This is a genomic window from Sulfitobacter sp. 1A13496 (assembly GCF_043557225.1).
GTDB classification, from domain to species: domain Bacteria; phylum Pseudomonadota; class Alphaproteobacteria; order Rhodobacterales; family Rhodobacteraceae; genus Sulfitobacter; species Sulfitobacter faviae.
Genome location: NZ_JBIFFP010000001.1, coordinates 1139775 through 1161526, shown reverse-complemented (window position 1 = coordinate 1161526; position 21752 = coordinate 1139775). Strand labels below are relative to the sequence as shown.

At 63.2% G+C, this 21752-nt stretch carries 26 protein-coding genes and 1 tRNA gene; 15 read left to right on the top strand and 12 right to left on the bottom strand.

Annotated elements, in window-relative coordinates; genetic code table 11:
- Positions 1–4 precede the first annotated feature (4 nt).
- Positions 5–1279: an MFS transporter gene (locus tag ACGYLX_RS05750; protein WP_394447860.1), complete on the bottom strand. Its 1275-nt coding sequence runs from the start codon at positions 1277–1279 to the stop codon at positions 5–7.
- A 60-nt stretch (positions 1280–1339) separates the two neighbouring features.
- On the opposite strand from ACGYLX_RS05750, the gene ACGYLX_RS05745 reads away from it, so the two are divergent.
- Genes ACGYLX_RS05745 through ACGYLX_RS05735 form a run of 3 tightly spaced genes read left to right on the top strand, consistent with a single transcriptional unit; the run spans position 1340 to position 3377 of the window.
- Positions 1340–2086, top strand: a complete 747-nt coding sequence (locus tag ACGYLX_RS05745) for a precorrin-6A/cobalt-precorrin-6A reductase (RefSeq protein ID WP_394447858.1) — start codon at positions 1340–1342, stop codon at positions 2084–2086.
- Positions 2083–2715 carry a DNA-3-methyladenine glycosylase family protein gene (locus ACGYLX_RS05740; RefSeq protein ID WP_394447856.1) on the top strand — a complete coding sequence of 211 codons (633 nt, stop codon included), beginning with the start codon at positions 2083–2085 and terminating at the stop codon, positions 2713–2715. Before ACGYLX_RS05745 ends, ACGYLX_RS05740 begins: the two co-directional genes overlap by 4 nt.
- Positions 2712–3377, top strand: a complete 666-nt coding sequence (locus ACGYLX_RS05735; protein WP_394447854.1) for an alpha/beta hydrolase — start codon at positions 2712–2714, stop codon at positions 3375–3377. Before ACGYLX_RS05740 ends, ACGYLX_RS05735 begins: the two co-directional genes overlap by 4 nt.
- On the opposite strand, the gene ACGYLX_RS05730 is transcribed toward ACGYLX_RS05735, so the two are convergent.
- Complete coding sequence (locus ACGYLX_RS05730) at positions 3374–3817, bottom strand: VOC family protein (protein WP_394447852.1); 444 nt, start codon at positions 3815–3817, stop codon at positions 3374–3376. The two genes, ACGYLX_RS05735 and ACGYLX_RS05730, sit on opposite strands and share 4 nt — an antisense overlap.
- 145 nt (positions 3818–3962) lie before the next feature.
- Here ACGYLX_RS05730 and ACGYLX_RS05725 point away from each other — a divergent pair, with 145 nt between their 5' ends.
- The gene (locus tag ACGYLX_RS05725; protein WP_067265843.1) at positions 3963–4547 is read left to right on the top strand and encodes an HNH endonuclease; all 585 of its coding nucleotides are present in this window, start codon (positions 3963–3965) and stop codon (positions 4545–4547) included.
- 2 nt (positions 4548–4549) lie between these two features.
- Here the strand turns inward: ACGYLX_RS05725 and xth are convergent, their stop codons facing one another.
- Positions 4550–5332, bottom strand: a complete 783-nt coding sequence (xth, locus tag ACGYLX_RS05720) for an exodeoxyribonuclease III (protein WP_394447850.1) — start codon at positions 5330–5332, stop codon at positions 4550–4552.
- Between the two features lie 347 nt (positions 5333–5679).
- On the opposite strand from xth, the gene ACGYLX_RS05715 reads away from it, so the two are divergent.
- Both ACGYLX_RS05715 and ACGYLX_RS05710 read left to right on the top strand, forming a co-directional pair.
- Entirely contained in the window at positions 5680–5937 is a 258-nt protein-coding gene (locus ACGYLX_RS05715) for a hypothetical protein (protein WP_394447848.1), read from the top strand.
- Positions 5938–5994: 57 nt separating this feature from the next.
- On the top strand, positions 5995–7053 hold the full coding sequence (locus tag ACGYLX_RS05710) for a DUF6902 family protein (RefSeq protein WP_394447846.1): 1059 nt from the start codon (positions 5995–5997) through the stop codon (positions 7051–7053).
- A gap of 15 nt (positions 7054–7068) precedes the next feature.
- Here the strand turns inward: ACGYLX_RS05710 and ACGYLX_RS05705 are convergent, their stop codons facing one another.
- The gene (locus tag ACGYLX_RS05705; protein ID WP_209217699.1) at positions 7069–7392 is read right to left on the bottom strand and encodes an iron-sulfur cluster assembly accessory protein; all 324 of its coding nucleotides are present in this window, start codon (positions 7390–7392) and stop codon (positions 7069–7071) included.
- Positions 7393–7488: 96 nt separating this feature from the next.
- On the opposite strand from ACGYLX_RS05705, the gene ACGYLX_RS05700 reads away from it, so the two are divergent.
- The 7 genes from ACGYLX_RS05700 to scpB all read left to right on the top strand — a co-directional run bounded on the left by ACGYLX_RS05700 (position 7489) and on the right by scpB (position 14711).
- Complete coding sequence (locus tag ACGYLX_RS05700) at positions 7489–8646, top strand: deoxyguanosinetriphosphate triphosphohydrolase (protein ID WP_394447844.1); 1158 nt, start codon at positions 7489–7491, stop codon at positions 8644–8646.
- A gap of 48 nt (positions 8647–8694) precedes the next feature.
- Positions 8695–9315: a hypothetical protein gene (locus ACGYLX_RS05695; protein ID WP_394447842.1), complete on the top strand. Its 621-nt coding sequence runs from the start codon at positions 8695–8697 to the stop codon at positions 9313–9315.
- Positions 9316–9421: 106 nt separating this feature from the next.
- Positions 9422–11167 carry an arginine--tRNA ligase gene (argS, locus tag ACGYLX_RS05690; RefSeq protein WP_394447841.1) on the top strand — a complete coding sequence of 582 codons (1746 nt, stop codon included), beginning with the start codon at positions 9422–9424 and terminating at the stop codon, positions 11165–11167.
- 79 nt (positions 11168–11246) lie between these two features.
- Positions 11247–12257: an SPOR domain-containing protein gene (locus ACGYLX_RS05685; RefSeq protein WP_394447839.1), complete on the top strand. Its 1011-nt coding sequence runs from the start codon at positions 11247–11249 to the stop codon at positions 12255–12257.
- Positions 12257–13264, top strand: coding sequence for a beta-N-acetylhexosaminidase (gene nagZ / locus ACGYLX_RS05680; protein ID WP_394447838.1), 1008 nt, complete (start codon positions 12257–12259; stop codon positions 13262–13264). The genes ACGYLX_RS05685 and nagZ overlap by 1 nt, the downstream gene beginning before the upstream one ends.
- Positions 13257–14051, top strand: a complete 795-nt coding sequence (locus ACGYLX_RS05675) for a segregation and condensation protein A (RefSeq protein WP_394447836.1) — start codon at positions 13257–13259, stop codon at positions 14049–14051. The genes nagZ and ACGYLX_RS05675 overlap by 8 nt, the downstream gene beginning before the upstream one ends.
- A gap of 3 nt (positions 14052–14054) precedes the next feature.
- Positions 14055–14711: an SMC-Scp complex subunit ScpB gene (gene scpB / locus ACGYLX_RS05670; RefSeq protein ID WP_067265864.1), complete on the top strand. Its 657-nt coding sequence runs from the start codon at positions 14055–14057 to the stop codon at positions 14709–14711.
- Between the two features lie 14 nt (positions 14712–14725).
- On the opposite strand, the gene ACGYLX_RS05665 is transcribed toward scpB, so the two are convergent.
- From ACGYLX_RS05665 to ACGYLX_RS05630, 8 genes are all read right to left on the bottom strand, one after another.
- Positions 14726–15802, bottom strand: coding sequence for a 2'-deoxycytidine 5'-triphosphate deaminase (locus ACGYLX_RS05665; RefSeq protein WP_394448103.1), 1077 nt, complete (start codon positions 15800–15802; stop codon positions 14726–14728).
- 79 nt (positions 15803–15881) lie between these two features.
- A tRNA-Pro gene (locus ACGYLX_RS05660) sits at positions 15882–15958 on the bottom strand.
- Between the two features lie 67 nt (positions 15959–16025).
- Complete coding sequence (locus tag ACGYLX_RS05655; RefSeq protein WP_394447834.1) at positions 16026–16943, bottom strand: MerR family transcriptional regulator; 918 nt, start codon at positions 16941–16943, stop codon at positions 16026–16028.
- Positions 16944–16946: 3 nt separating this feature from the next.
- Entirely contained in the window at positions 16947–17249 is a 303-nt protein-coding gene (ihfA, locus tag ACGYLX_RS05650) for an integration host factor subunit alpha (protein WP_067265868.1), read from the bottom strand.
- 109 nt (positions 17250–17358) lie between these two features.
- Complete coding sequence (locus tag ACGYLX_RS05645; RefSeq protein ID WP_394447832.1) at positions 17359–18330, bottom strand: beta-ketoacyl-ACP synthase III; 972 nt, start codon at positions 18328–18330, stop codon at positions 17359–17361.
- Positions 18327–19403, bottom strand: a complete 1077-nt coding sequence (gene plsX / locus ACGYLX_RS05640; RefSeq protein ID WP_209217708.1) for a phosphate acyltransferase PlsX — start codon at positions 19401–19403, stop codon at positions 18327–18329. The genes ACGYLX_RS05645 and plsX overlap by 4 nt, the downstream gene beginning before the upstream one ends.
- A gap of 50 nt (positions 19404–19453) precedes the next feature.
- Entirely contained in the window at positions 19454–19660 is a 207-nt protein-coding gene (rpmF, locus tag ACGYLX_RS05635) for a 50S ribosomal protein L32 (protein ID WP_067265873.1), read from the bottom strand.
- 200 nt (positions 19661–19860) lie between these two features.
- Positions 19861–20412: a YceD family protein gene (locus ACGYLX_RS05630; RefSeq protein ID WP_394448101.1), complete on the bottom strand. Its 552-nt coding sequence runs from the start codon at positions 20410–20412 to the stop codon at positions 19861–19863.
- A gap of 90 nt (positions 20413–20502) precedes the next feature.
- Between ACGYLX_RS05630 and ACGYLX_RS05625 the strand changes: the two genes are divergently transcribed.
- Entirely contained in the window at positions 20503–20967 is a 465-nt protein-coding gene (locus ACGYLX_RS05625) for an outer membrane protein assembly factor BamE (protein WP_394447830.1), read from the top strand.
- A gap of 62 nt (positions 20968–21029) precedes the next feature.
- Complete coding sequence (locus tag ACGYLX_RS05620) at positions 21030–21749, top strand: GNAT family N-acetyltransferase (protein WP_394447828.1); 720 nt, start codon at positions 21030–21032, stop codon at positions 21747–21749.
- Positions 21750–21752 lie beyond the last annotated feature (3 nt).

The following is a 21752-nucleotide window of genomic DNA, read 5'->3' as shown; positions in this document are numbered from 1 at the left end:
GCGATTAGCTCAGCTGCGTCTCCTTGCGGCTGCGCAGCACCAGCCAGATCAGCGACCCGCCCGCGAGCACCAAGAAGGGCACCATGGCAAGGTTCACCGCCGCCCAGCCTTCCTGCGCCGTGCCGCCCGAACAGTTCATCAGCCCGCCCGAGGCCAGCGAGGCCACGGTCACGCCGCCGAACACCAGCAGGTCGTTCAGGCCCTGCATCCGCCCGCGCTCATGCGGCTCATGCGCGCCCGCCAGCATGGTGGTGGCCCCGATAAAGCCGAAGTTCCAGCCCAGCCCCAAAAGGATCAGCGCGACAAAGAAGTTGCCCAGTTCCACACCTTGCAAAGCCACCACCCCGGCGGCGGCAAGGATCACAATGCCAAGGCCCATGATCCGCTCAACCCCGAAACGGTTGATCAGATGGCCAGTAAAGAACGAAGGCGCGAACATCGCCAGCACATGGCCGGTGACCACATAGCCCGCGCTGTCTTGGCTATAGCCGCAGCCGACGACCGCCAGCGGGGTCGAGGTCATCACGAGGTTCATCAACGCATAGGAGACCATGGCGCAGATCACCGCGACGGCGATGCGCGGCGTGGTCAGCAGTTCCCACCGGCTGCGGCCCTTGGGCGCGTCATGGGCCGGGATCGGCGGTTTCGGAATGTCGATGAAGAGAAACAGCAGCGCCCCGATGAGGTTCACCGCCACCACGGCCATATAGGTGCCAAGGAAGGGCACCACGAGGCTCATCGACGTGGCCGTGGCAAGCTGCGGCCCGATGATGGCCGAGACAAGACCGCCCGCCATGACATAGGAGATCGCCTTGGGCCGAAAATCATCCGAGGCGGTATCGGCGGCGGCGAAACGGTAGAAACCCTGCGCCGACATATAGATGCCCGTCAGAAGCGACCCCAGCAGGAAAACCGGAAAGGACGCGAGATAAAGCCCGTAGGCCGCGACCGCGCCGCCCAAGGCACCGCCCGCCGCGCCCAAAAAGAACCCCGCCCGGCGGCCATAGCGCTGCATGATGGCCGAGACCGGTGTGGCCGAAAGCATGGAGCCCAAAACGATCATCGAGATCGGCAGGGTGGCAAGACAGACGTTCGTCGCAAGCGACTGCCCCGCAAGACCGCCGACAAGGAAAATCATCGGCATCTGCGCCCCGAGAAAGGCCTGTGCTGCCACCAGCACCGCTACATTGCGCCGCGCGCGTCTGTCGTCGATCATGTTTGAATTCCTCACTTCCCGCCAAGGGGTAGCCTTGCCGTCGGGTAAGGGCAAGTCCGGCATCGGTTTTTGCGACTGCGATGCCGCTTGCGCCCGGCGGCAAGCTCGCCGATGATCGCGCCGATGACCGCGCTTGACCGCCCTTCGCTGAACCTCCTGCTGCTCGCTGGCACCGCCGAAGCGCGGCAGCTTGCACGTGCCTTGACGCAGGCCGGGCACCGGGTCACCGCTTGGCTGACGGAGCCGCCGCGCGGCAACAATCCGATGCCGATGACCTTTGAGATGCGCGATGCCAGGGAAGCCGCGGCGCTGCGGCGCGATATGGCGGGCTTTGATGCGGTGCTCGATCTCAGCCACGGGTTCGATGCGGGGCTAAGCCACGCAGGCTATGCCGCCGCCACGTCTCTGGGCAAACCCTTCGTCAGCTTTTCGCGCCCCCTCTGGCCCTTGGACAACCCGCTGCTGCAATCGGTGCCGGATGTCGCGGCCGCCGCCCGTACCGTGCCGCCCGCTGCCCGCGTCTTTGCAGCGACTGGTTGGGCCAGCCTGCCAACCTTCCAACCGTTCAAGGGCGCGCGCCTCATGCTACGGCAGACGAGCCGCCATGACCGCGCCGTGCCCTATGACTTTGTCGATCTGATCTTTGGCGATCCGCCGTTCACCGTGGAGAGTGAAACGGTATTGTTCCGCGACCTCGGCGTCGACCTGTTGATTTGCCGCAACCTCGGCGGGCAGGCCAGCCGCCCGAAGGTCGACGCCGCCCTGTCGCTCGGCCTGCCGGTGATCCTGATCGACAGACCGCCACTGCCAAAGGGCGCGCCTTGTCTGAGCGATCTCGACGCGATGCTGGATTGGGTGGCACGACTGTGAGCCTCGCGCCCCCGATCACCTGCGACGCCGATGTGGCCGAGGGCGCGGCATGGCTGGCCGAACGGGAGCCGCGTTTTGCCATGGCGCTGAGCAAAACCGGACCGCTGCCGCTGCGCCTGCGCCCGCCCGATTTCGCGGGGCTGCTCGACATTATCGTGGGGCAGCAGGTGAGCGTGGCCTCGGCCCGGGCGATCTATGCGCGGCTGGTTGCGGCGGGGTTGGATCAGCCGGAGAACGTCCTGCGCGCCGGAGACGACGGCTTGCGCGCTGCGGGGCTGAGCCGCCCCAAGGCGCGCTATGTATTGGCTTTGGCGGAACGTGATTTCGACTTTGAAGCGCTGTACGGGTTGCCTGATGACGCGGCCATCGCCGCGCTGGTCGAGATGCCGGGCATCGGGCCATGGACGGCGCAGATCTATGTGATGTTCTGCCTTGGCCGCCGCGATATCTTTCCCAGCGGCGACCTTGCGCTGCAAGAGGCGGCGCGGGGGCTCTTTGATCTGCCCGTCCGTCCCAGCCCGAAAGACCTCTCCGCCATGGCCGCCGCATGGTCACCTTGGCGGTCGGTTGCGGCGCGGCTGCTCTTTGCCTACTACCGGGTGTTGAAACAAAAGGAAGGATTGTCATGACACGGGTTTTGAACGCCGAGCGCCGCGCGCCGGTCTCTGGCACCACACGGTCGATGGTGGTGTTCCTGCATGGCTACGGCGCGAATGGCGCCGATCTGCTGGGCCTTGCCGATCCGCTGAGCGAGCATTTGCCCGACACGCTTTTCGTCGCACCCGACGCGCCCGAGGCCTGCGCCGGTGCGCCGATGGGCTATCAGTGGTTCCCGATCCCTTGGATCGACGGATCATCCGAAGAGGAATCGATGCGCGGCATGATGAGCGCGGTCGAAGACCTCGACGCCTTCCTCGACGCGCTGATGGTCGACGAAGACGTGTTGCCCGAACAGGTCGTGCTCTTCGGCTTTTCCCAAGGCACGATGATGTCGCTGCATGTGGCCCCACGGCGCGAAGATGCGGTGGCGGGGATCGTGGCCTTCTCGGGCCGTCTGCTCAACCCCGAAGCGCTGGCCGAAGAGGCGCAGGTCAAACCGCCGGTGCTGCTGGTCCATGGGGATGCCGATGACGTGGTGCCGCCGCAATCCCTGCCGCAGGCCGCCGAAGCGCTGCAAGAGGCGGGCTGGCAGGACGTTTACGCCCATGTGATGAAGGGCACGGGCCACGGCATTGCGCCCGATGGCTTGAGCGTGGCGCTGGCCTTCATGCGCGACAAACTGGGGCTTTAACCCTTCACCTCGTCCCAGAGCCATGGTTCGGCGAACTCGACCGAATTGCCAGCGGGGTCGCGCACATAGAGCGAGCGCGCCCCGTTGGGCCAATCAAAACTGGTGTCGATCTCGACCCCGGCGGCCCGCAGCCGCGTCTCCATCGCGGCGATCTCATCGCGTTTCATCGCAATGCAGACATGCCCCGGGCCGCGCGCCCCATGGGGCGGCACCGGCATTTTCGGATTGCCGGGCGGCTGCGCCGTGGCGGTCGGGTTGAAGACCAGCAAGACCGAGGCGCCGAGCGCAAAGAACATATGCCGCTCCGGCACCTCCTGAAACAGTTTCAGCCCCAGAACGTCGCGGTAAAACGCGCGTGCCGCGTCTAGATCATCGGCATAGACGGCGGCTTCGAGCAGGGATTGCGGGGCGGGCGCATCGGGCAGGGGGCTTTTCGACATGCCACAAGGTTAACAAACTCTGCCCATCTGTCACGCCTCTGTCGTAATCTTTGGGCAAAACCGGCGACATCTAGTGGTTCACCTTTGTCTTGCCAGAGAGAAACCGCGAGATATAGTGACTAAAACGGGCAGAGGACGCGACCAGATGGACGGCGATTTCAGGACCGAATTTACCCGCCACCCGGCGGCGCTCAAACACCACCCCGCGCTGGTGCTCAACGCGGATTACCGACCTTTATCCTATTACCCGCTGTCGCTCTGGCCATGGCAGGAGGCGGTAAAGGCCAAATGGCTCGACCGGGTCGAGATCGTCGCCGAATATGACGAGGTGGTGCGCAGCCCCTCTACGGTGATCAGGATCCCCTCGGTTGTCGTTCTTAAAGACTATGTCAAACCTCAAAAGCGCGTGGCCTTCACGCGCTTTAATTTATTTCTGAGGGATGAATTCCGCTGTCAATACTGCGGCGCGAAGGGCGATCTGACCTTTGACCATGTGGTACCGCGCGCCGCCGGTGGGGTGACAAGCTGGCAAAACGTGGTCGCCGCCTGTAGCCCTTGCAACCTGCGAAAAGGCTCGCGGCCCCTGCACCGCACGGGGCTTGCCCTGCGCAAACCGCCGCGGCAACCCGCCGCCGAAGAGCTGCGCAACATGGGCCGCAAATTCCCGCCCGGCCATCTGCATGAAAGCTGGATGGATTTCCTCTATTGGGATGCCGAGCTGGAGGCCTGACCTCAGATATCCAGTTCGACCCAGATGGGCACGTGATCCGACGGCTTGTCGCGCCCGCGCACGTCGCGGTCGATCTGGCAATCACACAGCCGGTCGGCCACGGTGGGGGACAGGAGGAAGTGGTCGATGCGGATGCCGTTGTTGCGGTTCCACGCCCCGGCCTGATAATCCCAGAAGGAGTAATGCCCCGGCCCTTGGGTGCGCGCCCGGAACGCGTCCGTGAGGCCAAGGTTCACCAGCCGCCGCCATGCGGCGCGGGACTCGGGGCGGAAGAGGGCATCTTCGCGCCAGCTGTCGGGTTTGGCAGCATCCTCGGCCTGCGGGATGATGTTGTAATCTCCCGCCATGAGGAAGGGCGTTTCCTCGGCCAGAAGCGCTTCGGCACGGGCTTGCAGCCGCAACATCCATGCGAGTTTATAGTCATATTTTGGCCCCGGCGCCGGGTTGCCATTGGGCAGGTAGAGCCCGCAGACCCGCAGCGCCATATCGTCGCCCACAACCGTCGCTTCGATCCAGCGTGCCTGATCATCGGCATCATCGCCCGGCAGGCCGCGGGTCACATCCTCAAGCGGGAGCTTCGACAGGATCGCCACGCCGTTAAAGGACTTCTGCCCGTGGGTCTCCACGTTATAGCCGCGCTCTTCGAGCATTTCGCGGGGGAAGGCCTCATCCACCGACTTGATCTCTTGCAGCACGACAACGTCCGGCTGCGCCTCGTCGAGCCAATCGGGAAGGGCCGCCGCGCGGGCCTTGATACCGTTGATGTTGAAACTCGCGATTTTCATATCCGGCCCTCTTTCGACGTCCGACTGCTATCGCGCAATTGGCGTCGCGGAGCAAGGGGAAGGCTTGCGCGCTTAAGGTGATTCTCGGGTTAGATTTCTCGCTATTATAGAAATTCCGCGAGGCGGTTGCCCGTATTGTCTCTATCCTGCCCTGTGGGCGGCATTTCTTTTTCTCCACAGGGCGCAAGAGAAATCGAGAACTAAGGCGAAACTGTGGCGCGTCCTTAATGTGGATAAGTGTTTCAGTACAATACGTTAGCCGAAAAATGCTTGGATCGACACGCTTAACGTGCGTCAGTCGAGGAGCTACATCTTTAAATTGCAAAGCCCTTTGAAAGGACCATACTATGACTGCTATTTTTGCGCGCGACTTTGCCCCCGTATCAGCCCCTCAGACAGAGGACAATCCCATGGCGCTCGGCGCCGGTGTTGGCCTTTTCACCACCGGCCTCAACCGTGGGAGAGGTGACATGTTGTTTGGCGAGGGGGTCGAGATCTTCACCACTGGGTTACAGCAGGACGGCAGCAGCATCACGCAAGGGGGCGGGGTCGGCCTGTTCACCACGGGCCTCGCCCCGGCTGAGGTGCTGCCCTTCAGCGGCTGAAGCCCTTTCAAGCGGGCGGCTTTGTCGCCTGCCGTTCCCCCTGTCGGAGGCCATGCGATGACCAATGTTGTTCTGCTCAGACCTGACAAAAGCCAAGACCCGGCCATTCAAACGGCCCGGCTGATCCGAGCCTTCGCAGAGGGGCGTCGCGCGCAGGGGGATGTTTTTTGGCTGAAGGAAAACGCCGAACTGCTCGGGGCGCTGGCGAGCACGGGGGCCACGCTTAACACTGCGGCGCTTCAGCCGCTTGCGGCCTTCCATCGGGGCTGCCGGGACCTGCTGCGCGATTTTCCTCAGTATTACCGTTTCATCCTGTCGATTTGCCTCGACCTCGAAGACGTCGGTTTGCCTCGGCACTACGGCGCGGCCCTTTGCGCCAAGGTTGCGCGGGCGGGGCTGGAGGGGGCGGAACTGTCGGATCTACAACGGGCCGAGGCGCGTCGTCTGCTGCGCCGTCGGGGTGTCGGGCCGCGGGTGGAGGACGGGGCCCTCGGTCAACGGTTGCGCGATTTTATCGCCCGCAGTGCCACTTTTGCCATGCCCAATCGCAAGGCGGCCTATGAGTTGACCCATATCGTTTTTTACTTGTCGGACTATGGCCGCCGGCCCCCGGACCTGCCGGAGGCCGCGCTGAAAAGCCTGCATTTCACGGGGCTGCTGGCTTTTCTCGATCAAGATATGGACCTGCTGGCCGAGGTCTGCGCCGCGTTGCGGTTTGCCGGGCATGCCCCCAGCCCCCTGTGGGAGGATGCCATTGCCGCCAGCCACCGTGTCATGAAGGTCTACGCTGACGAAGGCGCGCCTTTGCAGGACGAATACCACGAATGGCTTGTTACCGGCTGGGCCATGCAGATTGCGGGCCGCCGGATGCGATCTACCGATATCCCAAAAGGCGCATTGCGTTTTCGCAAAAGTCGAAAGGGGGCGGGGGCGCTGCGCCCCTTGGCGGCTTGCCTCAACGACATGTGCGCGAACCGCCGGGCTGACTGGGGGCAGATGCGCCCGCATGTGCTGTCGTATCTTTGCCCGGAAAGCCACGCGACCCTGCTGCGTGCCGAACGCGCCGGGCCTTATTTCGAAGAATTCTTCGAGGGGTTCGCCCGGGCGCGCGGTTAAACGCGCCCGAAAGACTTACATCGAAAAGGACGTGCCGCAGCCGCAGGCCGCTGTCGCGTTCGGGTTCTCGATGGTGAAACGCGCGCCGATTAACTCTTCGGTAAAATCAATCACGGCGTCGGCCAGAAACGGCAGGGAGACGCTATCGACCACCACCTTCTGACCGCTGCCTTCGAGAATGAGGTCATCTTCAGCGGGCTCGTCCAGCGCGATGTCGTATTGAAAGCCCGAGCAGCCGCCGCCTTCGACAGCGATGCGCAGGGCCTTGCCTTCGTCTGCGGCCCCGATCTCGGCGAGGCGTTCAAAGGCGCGGGGGGTGACTTTGGGGGGCAGGTTCATCTGCGGGCTCCGATGCATCGGTTTTCTTTCGCGTTCCTCTAACATATAGAAAGTACAAGGACAGGTCACAAGGACCGCGAGAGAGGACCAGCCGCGATGCGCGCAGAATTCGCCTCTGATCCGAACACCGCCAAGGGAAGGTTGGTGCCGGAAGAGGAAAGCACTTTTCGCTCCTGTTATCAGCGGGATCGGGACCGGATCATTCATGCCTCTGCCTTTCGGCGGCTCAAACATAAGACACAGGTCTTTGTGGAGCATGAGGGCGACTATTTCCGCACCCGTCTGACCCATTCCATCGAAGTGGCGCAGGTCGCGCGGACCATCGCAGGCGCGCTGCGTCTGAATGGCGAGCTGACCGAGGCGGTGGCACTGGCCCATGATCTGGGCCATACGCCCTTTGGCCACACTGGCGAAGATGCGCTGCACAAGCTAATGGAGCCCTACGGCGGCTTCGACCACAACGCGCAGGCGATCAAGATCGTCACCACGCTGGAGCGGCACTATGCCGAATTCGATGGGCTGAACCTGACGTGGGACACGCTGGAAGGCATCGCGAAACACAATGGCCCGGTGACGGGCGAGGTGCCCCACGCGCTGGCCGATTACAACGCGCGGCACGATCTGGAACTGCACACCCATGCCAGCGCCGAGGCGCAGGTCGCCGCGCTCTCCGATGATATCGCCTATAACAACCACGATCTGCACGACGGTCTGCGCGCAGGGCTGTTCACCGAAAGTGAGATTGCCGAACTGCCCATGGTCGGCCCCGCCTACGCCGAGGTTGACCGGCTCTACCCCGAGACCGACAGCTACCGCCGCCGTCATGAGGCGCTGCGGCGGGTCTTTGGGGTGATGGTCGGCGATGTGATTGAAACCTCGGCCAAACTGCTGAAAGACTCGGGGGCGAAATCCCCTGACGACATCCGAAATCTAGGCCGCCCGCTGATCCGTTTCTCAGATCCCGTCTGGCAAGACCTGCGCGAGATCCGCAAGTTTCTTTTCACCCGCATGTATCGCGCCCCCTCGGTGATGGAGAATCGCGAGAAGGTGACCAAGGTGGTCGAAGACCTGTTCCCGCTGTTCCTGTCCCAGCCCAACCTCTTGCCACGCCATTGGGCGGCGGCGATCGAGGCGGCAGAGGATGAAACCACGCTGGCGCGGATGGTGTCTGATTACATTGCGGGCATGACCGACCGTTTCGCCCTGCAAGAACACGCCCGTCTCTTCGACAGCGACCTGCGCAGCTTCCGCTAGTCTCCGCGGCATGGTAGTCTTCTTTTGATGATCCATAGGTGAGATGACATGATACAAACCCCCGTTCTGCCGGAAAGTCTGGCCGGTGACGCGACATTCGCGATCCTCTCGGCGGGGCAAGCGCCGGGGCCTGCGGTGGCCAAACGCGCGGCGGATCTGGGGGCGGAAGTCGTGGCGATGGACCGCGATCCCACGGTGCTGGCGCGGTTGATGAGCCAATCGACAGAACGTGTCGAAGCGCTGGCGCTGGCCGGCGATCTTGTCGCGCGGTTTGAGCCGTTGCACCGCAATTGGGGCGGCACGCCGCTGCATATGGTGCTGAACTTGATGCCGCTCGACCCAGAGGATTGCTGCAAAGGCACGGATGCGCAGGTCCGCGGGCTTTCGGCCATGATGCGCGCCTTGGGCCGGGGTCTGGTGGCCGGGCAGGGGGCGGTGGTGACCGTTCTGCCGCGGCCAAGCCAACCATTGGCGCTTGCCGGGCATGCCATGATCGGTGCGTTCGAAGCGGCCAATGCCGCGCTCGACAAGGTGTTCGGGCCGCGGGGGCTGCGCTTCCATTTGATCACCGTGCCCGAGGGGCAGGCAGAGCTTGCAGCGGAAAGCGCGCTGTTCCTCGGGTCCGAAGCGGGGCGACGGCTCCGATCTGGGCGTTTGGACCTCGGCTGAGCGCGCCGCTTCAAACGCCACTCCCCAACTTGGGCCGCGACGGCCCGACGCTTGATTGACTGCACCCCCGCACATGATAAACGGGCGGGGAACAAGGATACCCGACATGAACCTATTTGCCCAAATTCGCCATCTTATCATTGCGACGCTGGAACAGATGGTCGCGCAGGAAGCCCTGCCAGCGACCCTGAACTTTGATCCGATCACCGCCGAGCCGCCGCGCGACGCGGCCCATGGCGACATGGCCACCAATGCCGCGATGGTGCTGGCCAAGCCCGCGGGCATGAAGCCGCGCGACATCGCCGAAGCACTGGCCGCGCAGTTGCAAAACGATCCGCGCATCACCTCTGCCGAAGTGGCGGGGCCGGGCTTCATCAACCTGCGTCTGGCACCTTCGGTCTGGCAAAACGTCGCCCGTCAGGTGCTGAGCCAAGGCACCGACTTTGGCCGCGCGATCCTTGGCGCCGGTCAGCGGGTAAACGTGGAATATGTCTCGGCCAACCCCACGGGGCCGCTGCACGTCGGTCACACGCGCGGCGCGGTATTTGGCGATGCGCTCGCCAGCCTGCTTGATTTCGCGGGCTATGACGTGACGCGCGAATATTACATTAACGACGGCGGTGCGCAGGTCGATGTGCTCGCCCGGTCGGTCTATCTGCGCTACCTCGAAGCCAACGGCAAAGAGGTGGCCTTCCCCGATGGCACCTATCCCGGCGACTATCTGATTCCGCTGGGTGAAGCGCTGGCCAAGATGTACGGCGACAAGCTGGTCGATCAGCCGGAAAGCGAATGGCTGGACGATATCCGCGAATTCGCCACCGACGCAATGATGAACCTCATTCGCGACGATCTGGCGGCACTGGGTGTCGAGATGGACGTCTTCTATAGCGAAAAATCGCTCTATGGCACGGGTCAGATCGAAGCGGCCATCGCCTCGCTCGAAGCCAAAGGGTTGATCTACGAAGGCGTGTTGGAGCCGCCGAAGGGTAAGAAGCCCGACGATTGGGAACCGCGCGAACAGACCCTGTTCAAATCCACCGAACATGGCGACGATGTCGACCGCCCGGTCAAGAAGTCCGACGGGTCATGGACCTATTTCGCCCCCGATATCGCCTATCACTATGACAAGGTCAGCCGTGATTTCGACATGCTGATCGATGTCTTTGGCGCGGATCATGGCGGCTACGTCAAACGGATGAAAGCGGCGGTTTCGGCGCTGAGCGACGGGCATGTGCCGCTTGACATCAAGCTGACGCAGCTGGTGAAGCTTTTCAAAAACGGCGAGCCGTTCAAGATGTCCAAACGGGCAGGGACCTTTGTGACCCTGCGAGATGTTGTCGATCAGGTTGGCCCGGACGTGACGCGCTTTGTCATGCTGACGCGCAAGAACGACGCCATGCTCGACTTCGATTTCGACAAGGTGTTGGAGCAGAGCCGCGAGAATCCCGTATTTTATGTGCAATACGCCCATGCCCGGGTCGCGTCGATCCTGCGCAAAGCCGAAGAGGCGGGGATTGAGGTGGCGGATGCCACGCTGCTGGACGCGGATCTGTCTAAGCTCGACCATGAGGCCGAGATCGGCCTGCTGCGCAAGCTTGCCGAATGGCCCCGTCTGGTCGAGACCGCCGCGCGCAGCAATGAGCCGCACCGGGTGGCCTTCTACCTCTATGAATTGGCCTCCGACTTCCACAGCCTCTACCACTTGGGCCGGTCCGAGGATGGCTTGCGCGCGTTGCAAGAAGGGGACGCGGCCACGTCGCAGGCAAAAATCGCGCTGTCGCGTGCCGTTGCGATTGTAATTGCGGCGGGTCTTGGTATTCTCGGGGTCACACCGGCGCAGGAGATGCGGTAACCGCACCAGCGCGCCGAAAACAGGCAACCCCATGACCAGACCCGCGTGGCGATGTATCACGCCGGGCAAAGAGGCAGAGATGGCAGATTTCACGTCTTCCCCGACGACGGCGGGCTATGCGCCCGATTCCGCGCATAGCTACGCAGTGGGCAGCGCGCCCAAGACCCTGACAACGCTCACCAATATCGCGGGCGCCGTGGTGTCCTTGGCGCTGGTGGCGGGGATCGGTGTTTGGGGGTACAAACTGCTTGTGCGTGACGTGACCGGCATCCCGGTGGTCCGCGCGATCGAAGGTGAGATGCGCGTGCGCCCCGAAGAGCCGGGTGGCGAATTGGCCCGGCATCAGGGGCTTTCGGTCAATGTGGTTGCCGCCGAAGGCAGCGCCGGGCGCCCGGCGGATGAGCTGCGCCTCGCGCCGCGCCAGATCGAATTGCAAGACGAAGACCAGCCCGTCAAAGCGGCAATGGTTGCCGCAAAGACACAAGGCAACGTGACGCCAGCCGTGGCGCGTGAGGATGACAGCGACCTGATCGACGCCTCCGAGGCGATCCGCTCGGGCAATGTGCAAGACCTCGTGGCGCAATTGACCAATGGCGTGGCACCGCTCACCGGTGAGGAGGCCGCCGCTGGCGATCCTGTCGATGCCGCCGTGGCGATGGCGCTGGCCGATACATCCGTGCAGCCCAAGGTGGTCAAGGCCGTGCTGAACGCGCCCGGCGTGCGCAACTCCCTGCGTCCGCGCCGCCGTCCGGCGGGCGGTGCCGTGGTGACACCCGCCGCCGTGCAACCTAACCCAGTGGCCGCGGCCACCCAAGAAGTCGATCCCGCATCGCTGCCCGCCGGCACCCGCATGGCCCAGCTTGGCGCCTTTGACAGCCCCGAGGTGGCGCGCGAACAATGGGACCGTTTGCAGGGCCGTTTCGGTGCCTATCTCGAAGGCAAGAGCCGCGTCGTGCAAAAGGCCACCAGCGGCGGGCGGGTCTTCTACCGCCTGCGTGCCATGGGCTTTAACGACATCGCCGACGCACGCCGCTTCTGCTCGGCCCTCGTGGCCGAAAACGCGGATTGCATCCCGGTGGTGATGCGCTGATGCCCCCCTTCGGGGCCACGATCCTCGACGCGACGGGCCATCGGCTCAGCGTCGAGGAAAAGGCGTTCTTTCGGGACGTGCGGCCCTTTGGCTTTATCCTCTTCGCCCGCAACATCGACAGCCCCGACCAGCTGCGCGCGCTCTGCGAAGAGATGCGCGAGGCGGCGGGGCATGAGGCCGTCATCACCATCGACCAAGAGGGCGGCCGCGTGCAGCGCATGCGCGCGCCCCACTGGCGCGATTGGATGCCGCCGATGGACCTCGCCGCCCGCGCCGGCGATCAAGGGCGCCAAGCCTTCTACTTGATGTACCGGATCATCGCCCATGAGCTGCACAGTGTCGGGATCGACAGTAACTGCGCCCCACTGATCGATGTGGCCGGGCCGGACACCCACCGTTTTCTGCGCAATCGCTGCTATGGTGAGACGCCGGGGCAGGTGGCCGAGATTGGCCGCGCCGTCGCGGATGCGCTGCTGGCGGGGGGCGTTTTGCCGGTGATGAAGCACATGCCCGGTCATGGCCGCGCCACGCTCGACAGCCACCACAACTTGCCCCGTGTAGACGCCCCCCGGATCGATCTGGAAGCGGTCGACTTCGCCCCCTTCCGCAGCCTGCGCGACCTGCCGATGGGGATGACCGCGCATTTGGTCTATGACGCGCTGGACCATCGCCCCGCCACCCTGTCGCCCGAGGTGATGCGCCTGATCCGCGAAGAGATCGGGTTCGACAACCTTGTGATGACCGACGATATTTCAATGAAAGCGCTGCAAATGTCCCCAGCGGAGAGCACCCGCGCCGCCATTGCGGCGGGCTGCGACGTGGCACTCTTTTGCAACGGCCCACTGGAAAAGCGCCGCGCCGTGGCCGAAGCGGCGGGCGAGATGACCCCCGCCGCCCAGACCCGCGCCCTGCGCGCCATGGATGCGCGGCAAACCCCCGATGACGTTGACATCGACGCCCTCAGCGCCCAGCTTGAGACGCTTCTGGGCGGGACATTGCATGGCTGACACGACATTTCAGGAAGACCGGGGCGGGGCTGGCAGCACCGTGGCCGACCGGCTGGCCGCCGAGGCCTTCATCATCGATGTCGAAGGCTATGAAGGTCCGCTTGATCTGCTGCTGTCGCTGAGCCGGACGCAAAAGGTCGATCTGCGCAAGATCTCGGTGCTGCAACTGGCGCGGCAGTATCTGGCTTTTGTTGAGCGTGCCAAGGAGCTGCGGCTGGAACTTGCGGCGGATTATCTTGTCATGGCCGCCTGGCTGGCGTTCCTCAAGTCGCGCCTGCTGCTGCCCCCGGACCCGACCGAAGAGGGCCCATCGGGCGAGGAAATGGCCGCGCATCTGGCCTTCCAACTGGAACGTTTGCAAGCCATGCGCGACGCCGCCGCGCGTCTGATGGCGCGCGATCAGCTTGGCCGGGACTTCTTTGCCCGCGGCCAGACCCAAGAGATCACCAGCGTCAAAAAGGTCACCTATACCGCGACGCTGCTGGACCTGATGCAGGGCTATGCGCGCACCCGCACGCGTGAGGATTTTCGCCCCTTCGTGATGGACCGCGACAAGGTCTTCACCATGGAAGAGGCGCTGGAGCGCATGCGCGGGCTGATCGGCTATGCGGGCGATTGGGGCGATCTGAACAGCTACCTGCCCGAGGGCTGGGAGAGCGACCCGGAACGCCGCCGCTCGGCCACGGCGGCGACCTTTGCCGCCTCTTTGCAACTGGTCAAAGAGGGGCATATGGAGATCCAGCAGAAAGAGATTTTCGCCCCCATCCAACTGCGCAAGAAGGATTGATGCGTGTCGGAAGAGATTGAAACCAAAGAGAAGAAACTGTTCGACGCGCCGTCGCTCGCCGAGCAGGAGCGTATGATCGAAGCCGTGCTTTTCGCCAGTTCCGAGCCGATCACCCTGCGCGAACTCGAAGAGCGTTTGCCGCGCGGCTCAGACGTGGGCGAGGCGATGGCCTTCCTTCGGCACCGGTATCAGGGGCGCGGCGTGCAGGTGATGAAAGTCGGCGATGCCTATGCCTTTCGCACCGCGCCGGACCTTGGTTTCCTGATGCATAAGGAAACGGTCGAGACCCGTAAGCTCAGCCGCGCGGCGATCGAGACTTTGGCGATCATCGCCTATCACCAGCCCGTCACCCGCGCCGAGATCGAAGAGATTCGCGGCGTTTCGGTGTCGCGGGGCACGGTGGACCAGTTGCTTGAGATGGAGTGGATCCGTTTTGGCCGCCGCAAGATGACCCCTGGCCGTCCAGTGACCTTTGTCGTCACGCAGGAGTTTCTGGATCACTTCGGTTTGGAAAGCGCGCGGGATCTGCCGGGGCTGAAAGAACTGCGCTCTGCCGGGTTGTTGGAGAACCGTCCGCCTGCCGGTCTGCTGCCCACCGTCGGCGATGGCGAGGACGAGCCGGAAGCGACCGAAGGGCAGAGCGAGTTGTTCGAGGATTGACCGGCGCCGCGTGTTTACGCGGAGCGGAAATGCTTCGACAGTTTCAGCCCCTGACCTTGGTAGTTCGACGCGATGTCGGCGCCGTAAAGCTGACTTGGGATCTGCGCCATATGCTCATAGACCAAACGGCCCACGACTTGCCCATGCTCCAGCACAAAGGGCGCCTCGTGACAGCGCACTTCCAGCACCCCGCGTGAGCCTGCGCCGCCTGCCTCGGCATGGCCAAAGCCCGGATCGAAGAAGCCCGCGTAATGCACGCGGAACTCTCCGACCATCGCCAAATAGGGTGCCATTTCGGCGGCATAGGCAGGCGGGATCGTCACTGCTTCGCGGCTGACGAGGATGTAGAACGCGCCGGGGTCGAGGATGATCTGACCGTTGGTGCTGTGCACCTCTTCCCAATAGGCGGCGGGATCGTAGTGGCCAATCTTGTCGAGGTCGATCACCCCGGTATGCGGCTTGGCGCGGTAGCCGACGAGGCTGGTGCCGGGCAGCCGCAGATCGACGGAGAAGCCCAGCCCCTCATCGATCACGGCGGTCCCATCCACCAGTGGTGTCTTATCGTGCAGCGTGCGCAGCGCGTCGTCATCGAGGGTCGCATCCCCGCTGCCGAAACGAATCTGATTGAGCCGCATCCCGGGCCGCACCAGCACAGAGAAAGAGCGCGGGCAGATCTCGGCGTAGAGCGCGCCGGTGTAGCCCGGCGCGATGCGGTCGAATTCGGTGCCACCATCGGTGATGGTGCGGGTCAGCAGGTCAAGCCGCCCGGTGGAACTTTTGGCATTCGCCACGGCCGAAACGCCTTCGGGCAGCGCCAACTGCTCCATCAGTGGCACCACATAGACACAACCCTTTTCCAGCACGGCCCCTTCGCTGAGGTCGACCCGGTGCATCTCAAATTCCGCGAGACGATCCGAGACCTTGGCCCCATGCCCGGCAAGGAAAGACGCGCGGACGCGATAGGCGACGCTGCCGAGGCGGAGGTCAAGACTGGCGGGCTGGATCTGGGCAGAGGTGACCGCGGGATCGGCGGCAATGGCGCCGCTTTCGATCATCGCTGCAATCTGCTGGTTGGGGAGCACCCCGTTCATCGCATTGGGCATCGGGCGCGGCCTTCTTAAATGACAAACGCCCGCGCGTTACCGGCGCGGGCGTTTTGTTGTAGTCGGTTGGTCGGGCTAGCAGGACTCGAACCTGCGACCTTCCGTCCCCCAGACGGACGCGCTACCAGGCTGCGCCATAGCCCGACTACGTGGGCTTCATACCCGATCTCGCAGGGGGTGCAAGAGGGAATTGCCAATCTTTTCATCGCGATTAGAAATTTGTTTCCGCGCCGGCTTCTGCGGCCATGCGCGCGCGCAATTCAGCCAAATCCAACAACAGACCGGCGACCTGCGGTTGCACGTCACGGGGCAGGCGATGGACACGCGCCCCCACGCTGAGCAGCCCCGGACGGGCGGGGAAATCGGCTTCCGGAGTGAAATCGGGCAGGTCAATGATCGCGGGTTTTGGCGTGTCGTCTGCGGGGTCTTCCGCCTCGGCTTCGGCAGGAGCGGGTGAAGGCTCTACGGTCTCCTCCGGCTCAGCCGCCAGCGGGCGCTTGAGGAACTCGGGCAGGCCGGTCTCCGATGCAGGTTCCGGCGCAGGCTCCTCTTCGGGCTCCAATTCGGACGCAGGGAGTTGCGGCGCATCGAGCGTGTTGCTGTCAGAAGGGGCCAGCGGATCGGGAGTGGCCCGTGGGTGATCGTCGGCGGGCGGCATGGGCGAGGGACGCTGCGCTGCCGCAGGGGCGGGTTCTTCTACCTTCGCCGTGTTCTCCTGCCGCGTGTCGACCGTCTCAGCGCTCGCCTCATCCCCGCGCGCTTCCGTCTTCGCACCGAAGTTCAGAACAACACCGGTCTCAGTGCGGATAATGTCGGGCTTCGGTGCAGGGCGCGGTTCCACGAAATCCAACTCATCAAGCGGGGCGGAGAGGGAGGAGACATGGGTCATCCCTTCCTCACGCAAGATCTTCTGAACGCCTTTGATGGTCAGCCCATCGTCATGCAGCAACTTCTTGATTCCGCCAAGCAGAAGCATATCGGCGGGACGGTAATAGCGCCGCCCGCCCGCCCGTTTGATGGGTTTCACTTGGGTGAACTTACTCTCCCAGAACCGCAGAACATGGGCCTGAATACCGAGCCAGTCAGCGACTTCGGAGATGGTGCGAAAAGCGTCCGGCGATTTGACCATGGGTCAGGACTTGTTGCCTTCGGCAACCCGGTCTTTCATCAGATGCGAGGGGCGGAAGGTCAGCACCCGGCGCGGGTTGATCGGTACCTCTTCGCCGGTTTTCGGATTACGGCCCACACGCGCGGTCTTGTCGCGTACCGAGAAGGTGCCGAAAGAGGAAATCTTGACCTGTTCCCCGTCGACCAGAGCGTCGGACATATGCTCAAGCACGGCTTCGACCAGCTGAGCACTCTCATTGCGAGAAAGACCGACCTCACGAAATACAGCTTCGCTTAAATCCATGCGCGTCAATGTCTTGTTCGGCATTATATCCCCCATGCTTTCCAATAGCATATGCTGCTCAGATTTTTAGAGTCAACATCAATGCCCGGATCGAGCACGATTCGGCAGAGATTTTCTGCGCTAGCTCAGGGACTTACCAGCGCACGACGACAGAGCCCCAAGCCAGACCGCCGCCAATGGCTTCGGTGACGATCAGATCGCCCTTGTTGATCTGACCACGCTCACGGCCCACCGACAGCGCCAGCGGGATCGAGGCGGCAGAGGTGTTGCCATGGTCCTGCACGGTCACGACAACGCGCTCCATCGGCAGGTTCAGTTTCTTCGCGGTGCCTTGGATGATGCGGATATTGGCCTGATGCGGCACGATCCAATCCACATCTTCGGCGCTGACGCCGGCGCGCTCCATGGCGGTATTGGCCGTGGCGGCCAGCTTTTCGACCGCGTGGCGGAACACTTGATTGCCCTGCATCCGCAGATAGCCGGTGGTGCCGGTGCTGACGCCGCCATCGACGTAGAGCAACTCGCGGTAGCGCCCGTCGGAATTCAGGTCGGTCGCGAGGATCCCACGATCTTCGGGCGTGCCTTGCCCTTCTTGCGCCTCGAGCAGCAGCGCGCCCGCGCCGTCGCCGAAAAGCACACAGGTCGACCGGTCGGTCCAGTCCATGATGCGGCTGAACGTCTCGGCCCCGATCACCAGCACATTGCGCGCCTGACCGGAAACGATAAGCGCATTGGCGTTCGCCAGCGCATAGACAAAACCCGCGCAAACCGCCTGCACGTCAAAGGCAAAACCATTGGTCATGCCCAATTCGGCCTGCACCATGGTCGCGGCCGACGGGAAGGTCAGGTCGGGGGTGGAGGTGGCCAAGACGATCGCGTCGACATCGGAGACATCGCGCCCCGCGTATTCAAGCGCCTTGCGCGCGGCGGCGCTGGCCATGGAAGAGGTCGTTTCACCTTCAGCGGCGAAGTGGCGGCGTTCGATGCCCGAGCGCGAGCGGATCCATTCGTCATTGGTGTCGAGGGTCGCTTCAAATTCGGCATTTTCCACGACACGGGCGGGCAGATAGTGGCCACAACCAGTGACAACGGCGCGCAGGCTCATTTGACGGACTCCTCAGCTGGCAGCGTCGCGGCGACGCGAGCGGCTAGCTTGTCATTGAATTTATTCTGCGACAACTGCGCGGCGAGTTTGATCGCAGCGGAGATGCCGGTCGCATCGGCGGAACCGTGCGATTTCACCACCGTGCCGTTCAGGCCCAGAAAGACGCCGCCGTTCACGCGGCGCGGGTCGATCTTTTTGCTGAGACGGCGCAGAGAGGTATAGGCCAGCAGCGAGGCGAGCCGCGACAGGGGTGAGTATTTGAACGCTTCGCGCAGCCGGTCGCCGATCATGCTGGCCGTGCCTTCGCCGGTCTTGATCGCGACATTGCCTGTGAAACCATCGGTCACGATAACATCGGCGCGATTGCCCGAGATATCGCCCCCCTCGACGAAACCGACGAATTCAAACCCAGTGGCATCACCTTGGGCGCGAATCAAATCATAGGCTTCTTTGAGTTCGGTGCGGCCCTTATGCTCTTCGGTGCCGACATTCAGCAGCCCCACGCGGGGGCGCTGCAAATCCATACCGTTGCGGGCATAGGAGGTGCCCATCAGCGCGAAACGCAACAGATCATCGGCGTCGGCGCGCACATCGGCGCCCACGTCGAGCATCACGTTAAAACCCTGCGGGTTGGAAGAGGGGTAGAGCACGGCAATTGCAGGGCGATTCACGCCCGGCAATTTGCGCAGCCGTATCATCGACATCGCCATCAGCGCGCCGGTATTGCCGCAAGAGACAGCCACAGCCGCCTCTCCGCTGCGCACGGATTCGATGGCAGACCACATGGAACTGTCTTTGCCGGTGCGCACGACTTGGCTGGGCTTGTCGTCCATCGTGACGACATCCGTGGCGTGACGTATCTCGCAACGGCCCGACAACTCACCACGTTTGGCGATCAAAGGCTCCAACTGATCACGGGGACCATGCAGGATAAAACCGATATCGGGATTTGCTGTCGCAGAAAGCGCACACCCGGCAACAACTGCTGCCGGGCCTTCGTCACCCCCCATCGCGTCGACCGAGATCAGGGTGTGTCCGGCTTTCGCGTTGGGGTGATCGGGCTGGGCCGTCATCAGTGCGAATGCCTCACTGCCTAAGAGAAAACCTTAAAAACTACCGCAGCTTATGCTGCGTCGTCTTCCAGGTCCACTTCTTCGGTCAGGGCGACAACTTCGGCGTCGTCATAGTGACCGCAAGCCGCGCAGATGTGGTGGGGGCGCTTCAGCTCACCGCAGTTCGAACATTCGTTCGGGTTCGCCGCAGAGAGCGAATCGTGGGCGCGGCGGTTGTTGCGGCGGGATTTGGATACTTTATTCTGTTGGACAGCCATGTCTGGTGCCTTTGCCTTCGGGGTTGCTGACTTGTCAAAGCAGGCCGCAACCGTGTTTCAATTCGGACCCCGTTTCGGGCGTGACGACGCTTTAGGGCCGCAGCCGCGCAATGTCCAACCTTAATTCGGGTGAGGGCGGGAAAATAACGCGAAACCGGCGCGATGCAAGCGCGAATTTCCGCGGTTTTCCGCTTGTTTCCTTAGGTTTCGTCTTTCTTCAGCGCATCGCGCAGCGCGCCCAAGCCCGCGAAGGGCCGCGCGTCTTCGTCGGTCATCGGCTTTTTTCCCGGTTCGGCATGAACCATCTGGCCCAGTTCCGCATCGCCCTTGCGGGGATATTCCGGCACTTCCAGCGCCAGCGCCTCGATCATGACCTGCGCGGGGTCGATCCATTGGCCCAAAGGCTCTGCCGTATCGTCCTCAGGCATTTCGACCTCCTCTTCTTCGGGGAGTTCGAAATCATGGATGAAGCGGCGGGTAATATCGGCGTCGATCCGCGTGGTCACTGGCTCAAGCGTGACGACGCAGGGTTGCACCACGGTCGCGCCCAGTTTCCCGTCCAGCTGCCAGTCCTGCTTGCCGAGCGGTTTGATGCTGCCCGAAAAGCTAAGTTTGCGCAGGGCCGATAAATCGAGTTCCTCGGCGATCTGCTTGAGCGCTTCCGCCTCAGGGCGCAGCGTGAACGCGTTTGGCTCCGTCTGGGACAGGTCCGCGACCCGAAGAGCGGTTGGCGTAGGTGATTTGCGCGACATGAGATCCGACTTTCGTTTCTTGTACACTTGGGGTGCCTTGGTGTATGCGAAATAAAAGCCATAATCCGTCAGGGCAAGAGGGCAGACCAAATGCGCAAAACCAAACAGACCGGCAAGACGCACCTCCGGATCGCGGGTACGGGCCTTGCACTGCTTCTGACCGCCTGTAGCCCGCAGTATGAGAACCACGGCTATGTGCCGCCGCAAGACCAGCTTGAGCAGGTCGTTGTGGGCAGCGATACCAAAGAAAGCGTCGCGCAGAAGATCGGTGTACCCACGGTTTCGGGTGTTTTGAGCGATGATAGTTACTATTACGTTAAGATGCGCAAACGCGCTCTTGGCTTCATGGCTCCGAAAGAGATCGAGCGTGAGGTGGTGACCGTCAGCTTCAACGAAGCCGGTGTGGTGTCGAATGTCGAACGCTTCGGGCTTGAACGCGGGCAGGTCGTGCCGCTGTCGCGCCGCGTGACGACATCGCCTGTGGCCGACAACACCTTCCTGCGCCAGCTTCTGGGCAACCTTGGCCGCTTCAGCCCGTCGGCCTTCGGCAGCTAAGTTCCCCTTGGCATGCCCCGGCAGCGGGGCAGGGCCGCGGATAAGCGAAGGCGACCTCGCAGATGACCCAAGCGCCCCCGGGCCGATATCTGACGCGCGAAGCCCTCACGCCCGGGGACATCACCCGGGCGCACGCGCTGCGGACGCAGTGTTTTCAGACCGGGACCGTCGACCATGATGCATTCGACGCGGCAGCGCGGCATTTTCTGATAGAGGATCGCGACAGCGGCACATTGGTCTGCTGCTTTCGCCTGACCCGGTTTCAGGGCGCGGAGCTGGCCCAGAGCTATGCCGCACAGTTTTACGATCTGAGCCGTCTGGGGCGCACGCAAGGCGCCATGCTGGAATTGGGCCGCTTTTGTATCCACCCAGAATGGCAAGACCACGACATTCAGCGCCTCGCTTGGGGGCAATTGGTGCGGGAAGTCGATGACAGCAGCGCGGCGCTTTTGTTTGGCTGTTCCTCTTTCACGGGCACGGATCCGACCCGCTACCGCGATGCCTTTGCCCTGTTGAAACAACAGCATCTTGCCCCCGCGGAATGGCGCCCCCGCGTGAGGGCGGCTGAGGTCCACCCCTATGCCCGCGAGCGCCACAGCCCCGATCCCCGGCGCGCGCGCCAGCAAATCCCGCCGCTGCTGCGCAGCTATCTGGCGATGGGCGGCTGGGTCAGCGACCACGCCGTGATCGACCGGCAAATGGGCACGCTGCATGTCTTCACCGGGCTGGAGATCGCCGCGATCCCGCCCAACCGCGCGCGGCTTTTGCGGGCGTTGGCCTGAGGC

Coding starts and splice junctions, on each gene's coding strand:
- ACGYLX_RS05750 (WP_394447860.1), bottom strand. CDS start 1,279: ATGCCGGACTTGCCCTTACCCGACGGCAAGGCTACCCCTTGGCGGGAA.
- rpmF (WP_067265873.1), bottom strand. CDS start 19,660: ATGGCTGTCCAACAGAATAAAGTATCCAAATCCCGCCGCAACAACCGC.
- ACGYLX_RS05655 (WP_394447834.1), bottom strand. CDS start 16,943: ATGGTCAAATCGCCGGACGCTTTTCGCACCATCTCCGAAGTCGCTGAC.
- ACGYLX_RS05625 (WP_394447830.1), top strand. CDS start 20,503: ATGCGCAAAACCAAACAGACCGGCAAGACGCACCTCCGGATCGCGGGT.
- ACGYLX_RS05665 (WP_394448103.1), bottom strand. CDS start 15,802: ATGAACGGGGTGCTCCCCAACCAGCAGATTGCAGCGATGATCGAAAGC.
- argS (WP_394447841.1), top strand. CDS start 9,422: ATGAACCTATTTGCCCAAATTCGCCATCTTATCATTGCGACGCTGGAA.
- ACGYLX_RS05620 (WP_394447828.1), top strand. CDS start 21,030: ATGACCCAAGCGCCCCCGGGCCGATATCTGACGCGCGAAGCCCTCACG.
- ACGYLX_RS05630 (WP_394448101.1), bottom strand. CDS start 20,412: ATGTCGCGCAAATCACCTACGCCAACCGCTCTTCGGGTCGCGGACCTG.
- ACGYLX_RS05700 (WP_394447844.1), top strand. CDS start 7,489: ATGCGCGCAGAATTCGCCTCTGATCCGAACACCGCCAAGGGAAGGTTG.
- ACGYLX_RS05705 (WP_209217699.1), bottom strand. CDS start 7,392: ATGAACCTGCCCCCCAAAGTCACCCCCCGCGCCTTTGAACGCCTCGCC.
- xth (WP_394447850.1), bottom strand. CDS start 5,332: ATGAAAATCGCGAGTTTCAACATCAACGGTATCAAGGCCCGCGCGGCG.
- ihfA (WP_067265868.1), bottom strand. CDS start 17,249: ATGCCGAACAAGACATTGACGCGCATGGATTTAAGCGAAGCTGTATTT.
- ACGYLX_RS05725 (WP_067265843.1), top strand. CDS start 3,963: ATGGACGGCGATTTCAGGACCGAATTTACCCGCCACCCGGCGGCGCTC.
- ACGYLX_RS05695 (WP_394447842.1), top strand. CDS start 8,695: ATGATACAAACCCCCGTTCTGCCGGAAAGTCTGGCCGGTGACGCGACA.
- plsX (WP_209217708.1), bottom strand. CDS start 19,403: ATGACGGCCCAGCCCGATCACCCCAACGCGAAAGCCGGACACACCCTG.
- ACGYLX_RS05735 (WP_394447854.1), top strand. CDS start 2,712: ATGACACGGGTTTTGAACGCCGAGCGCCGCGCGCCGGTCTCTGGCACC.
- ACGYLX_RS05675 (WP_394447836.1), top strand. CDS start 13,257: ATGGCTGACACGACATTTCAGGAAGACCGGGGCGGGGCTGGCAGCACC.
- ACGYLX_RS05685 (WP_394447839.1), top strand. CDS start 11,247: ATGGCAGATTTCACGTCTTCCCCGACGACGGCGGGCTATGCGCCCGAT.
- ACGYLX_RS05715 (WP_394447848.1), top strand. CDS start 5,680: ATGACTGCTATTTTTGCGCGCGACTTTGCCCCCGTATCAGCCCCTCAG.
- ACGYLX_RS05730 (WP_394447852.1), bottom strand. CDS start 3,817: ATGTCGAAAAGCCCCCTGCCCGATGCGCCCGCCCCGCAATCCCTGCTC.
- ACGYLX_RS05745 (WP_394447858.1), top strand. CDS start 1,340: ATGACCGCGCTTGACCGCCCTTCGCTGAACCTCCTGCTGCTCGCTGGC.
- nagZ (WP_394447838.1), top strand. CDS start 12,257: ATGCCCCCCTTCGGGGCCACGATCCTCGACGCGACGGGCCATCGGCTC.
- ACGYLX_RS05710 (WP_394447846.1), top strand. CDS start 5,995: ATGACCAATGTTGTTCTGCTCAGACCTGACAAAAGCCAAGACCCGGCC.
- ACGYLX_RS05645 (WP_394447832.1), bottom strand. CDS start 18,330: ATGAGCCTGCGCGCCGTTGTCACTGGTTGTGGCCACTATCTGCCCGCC.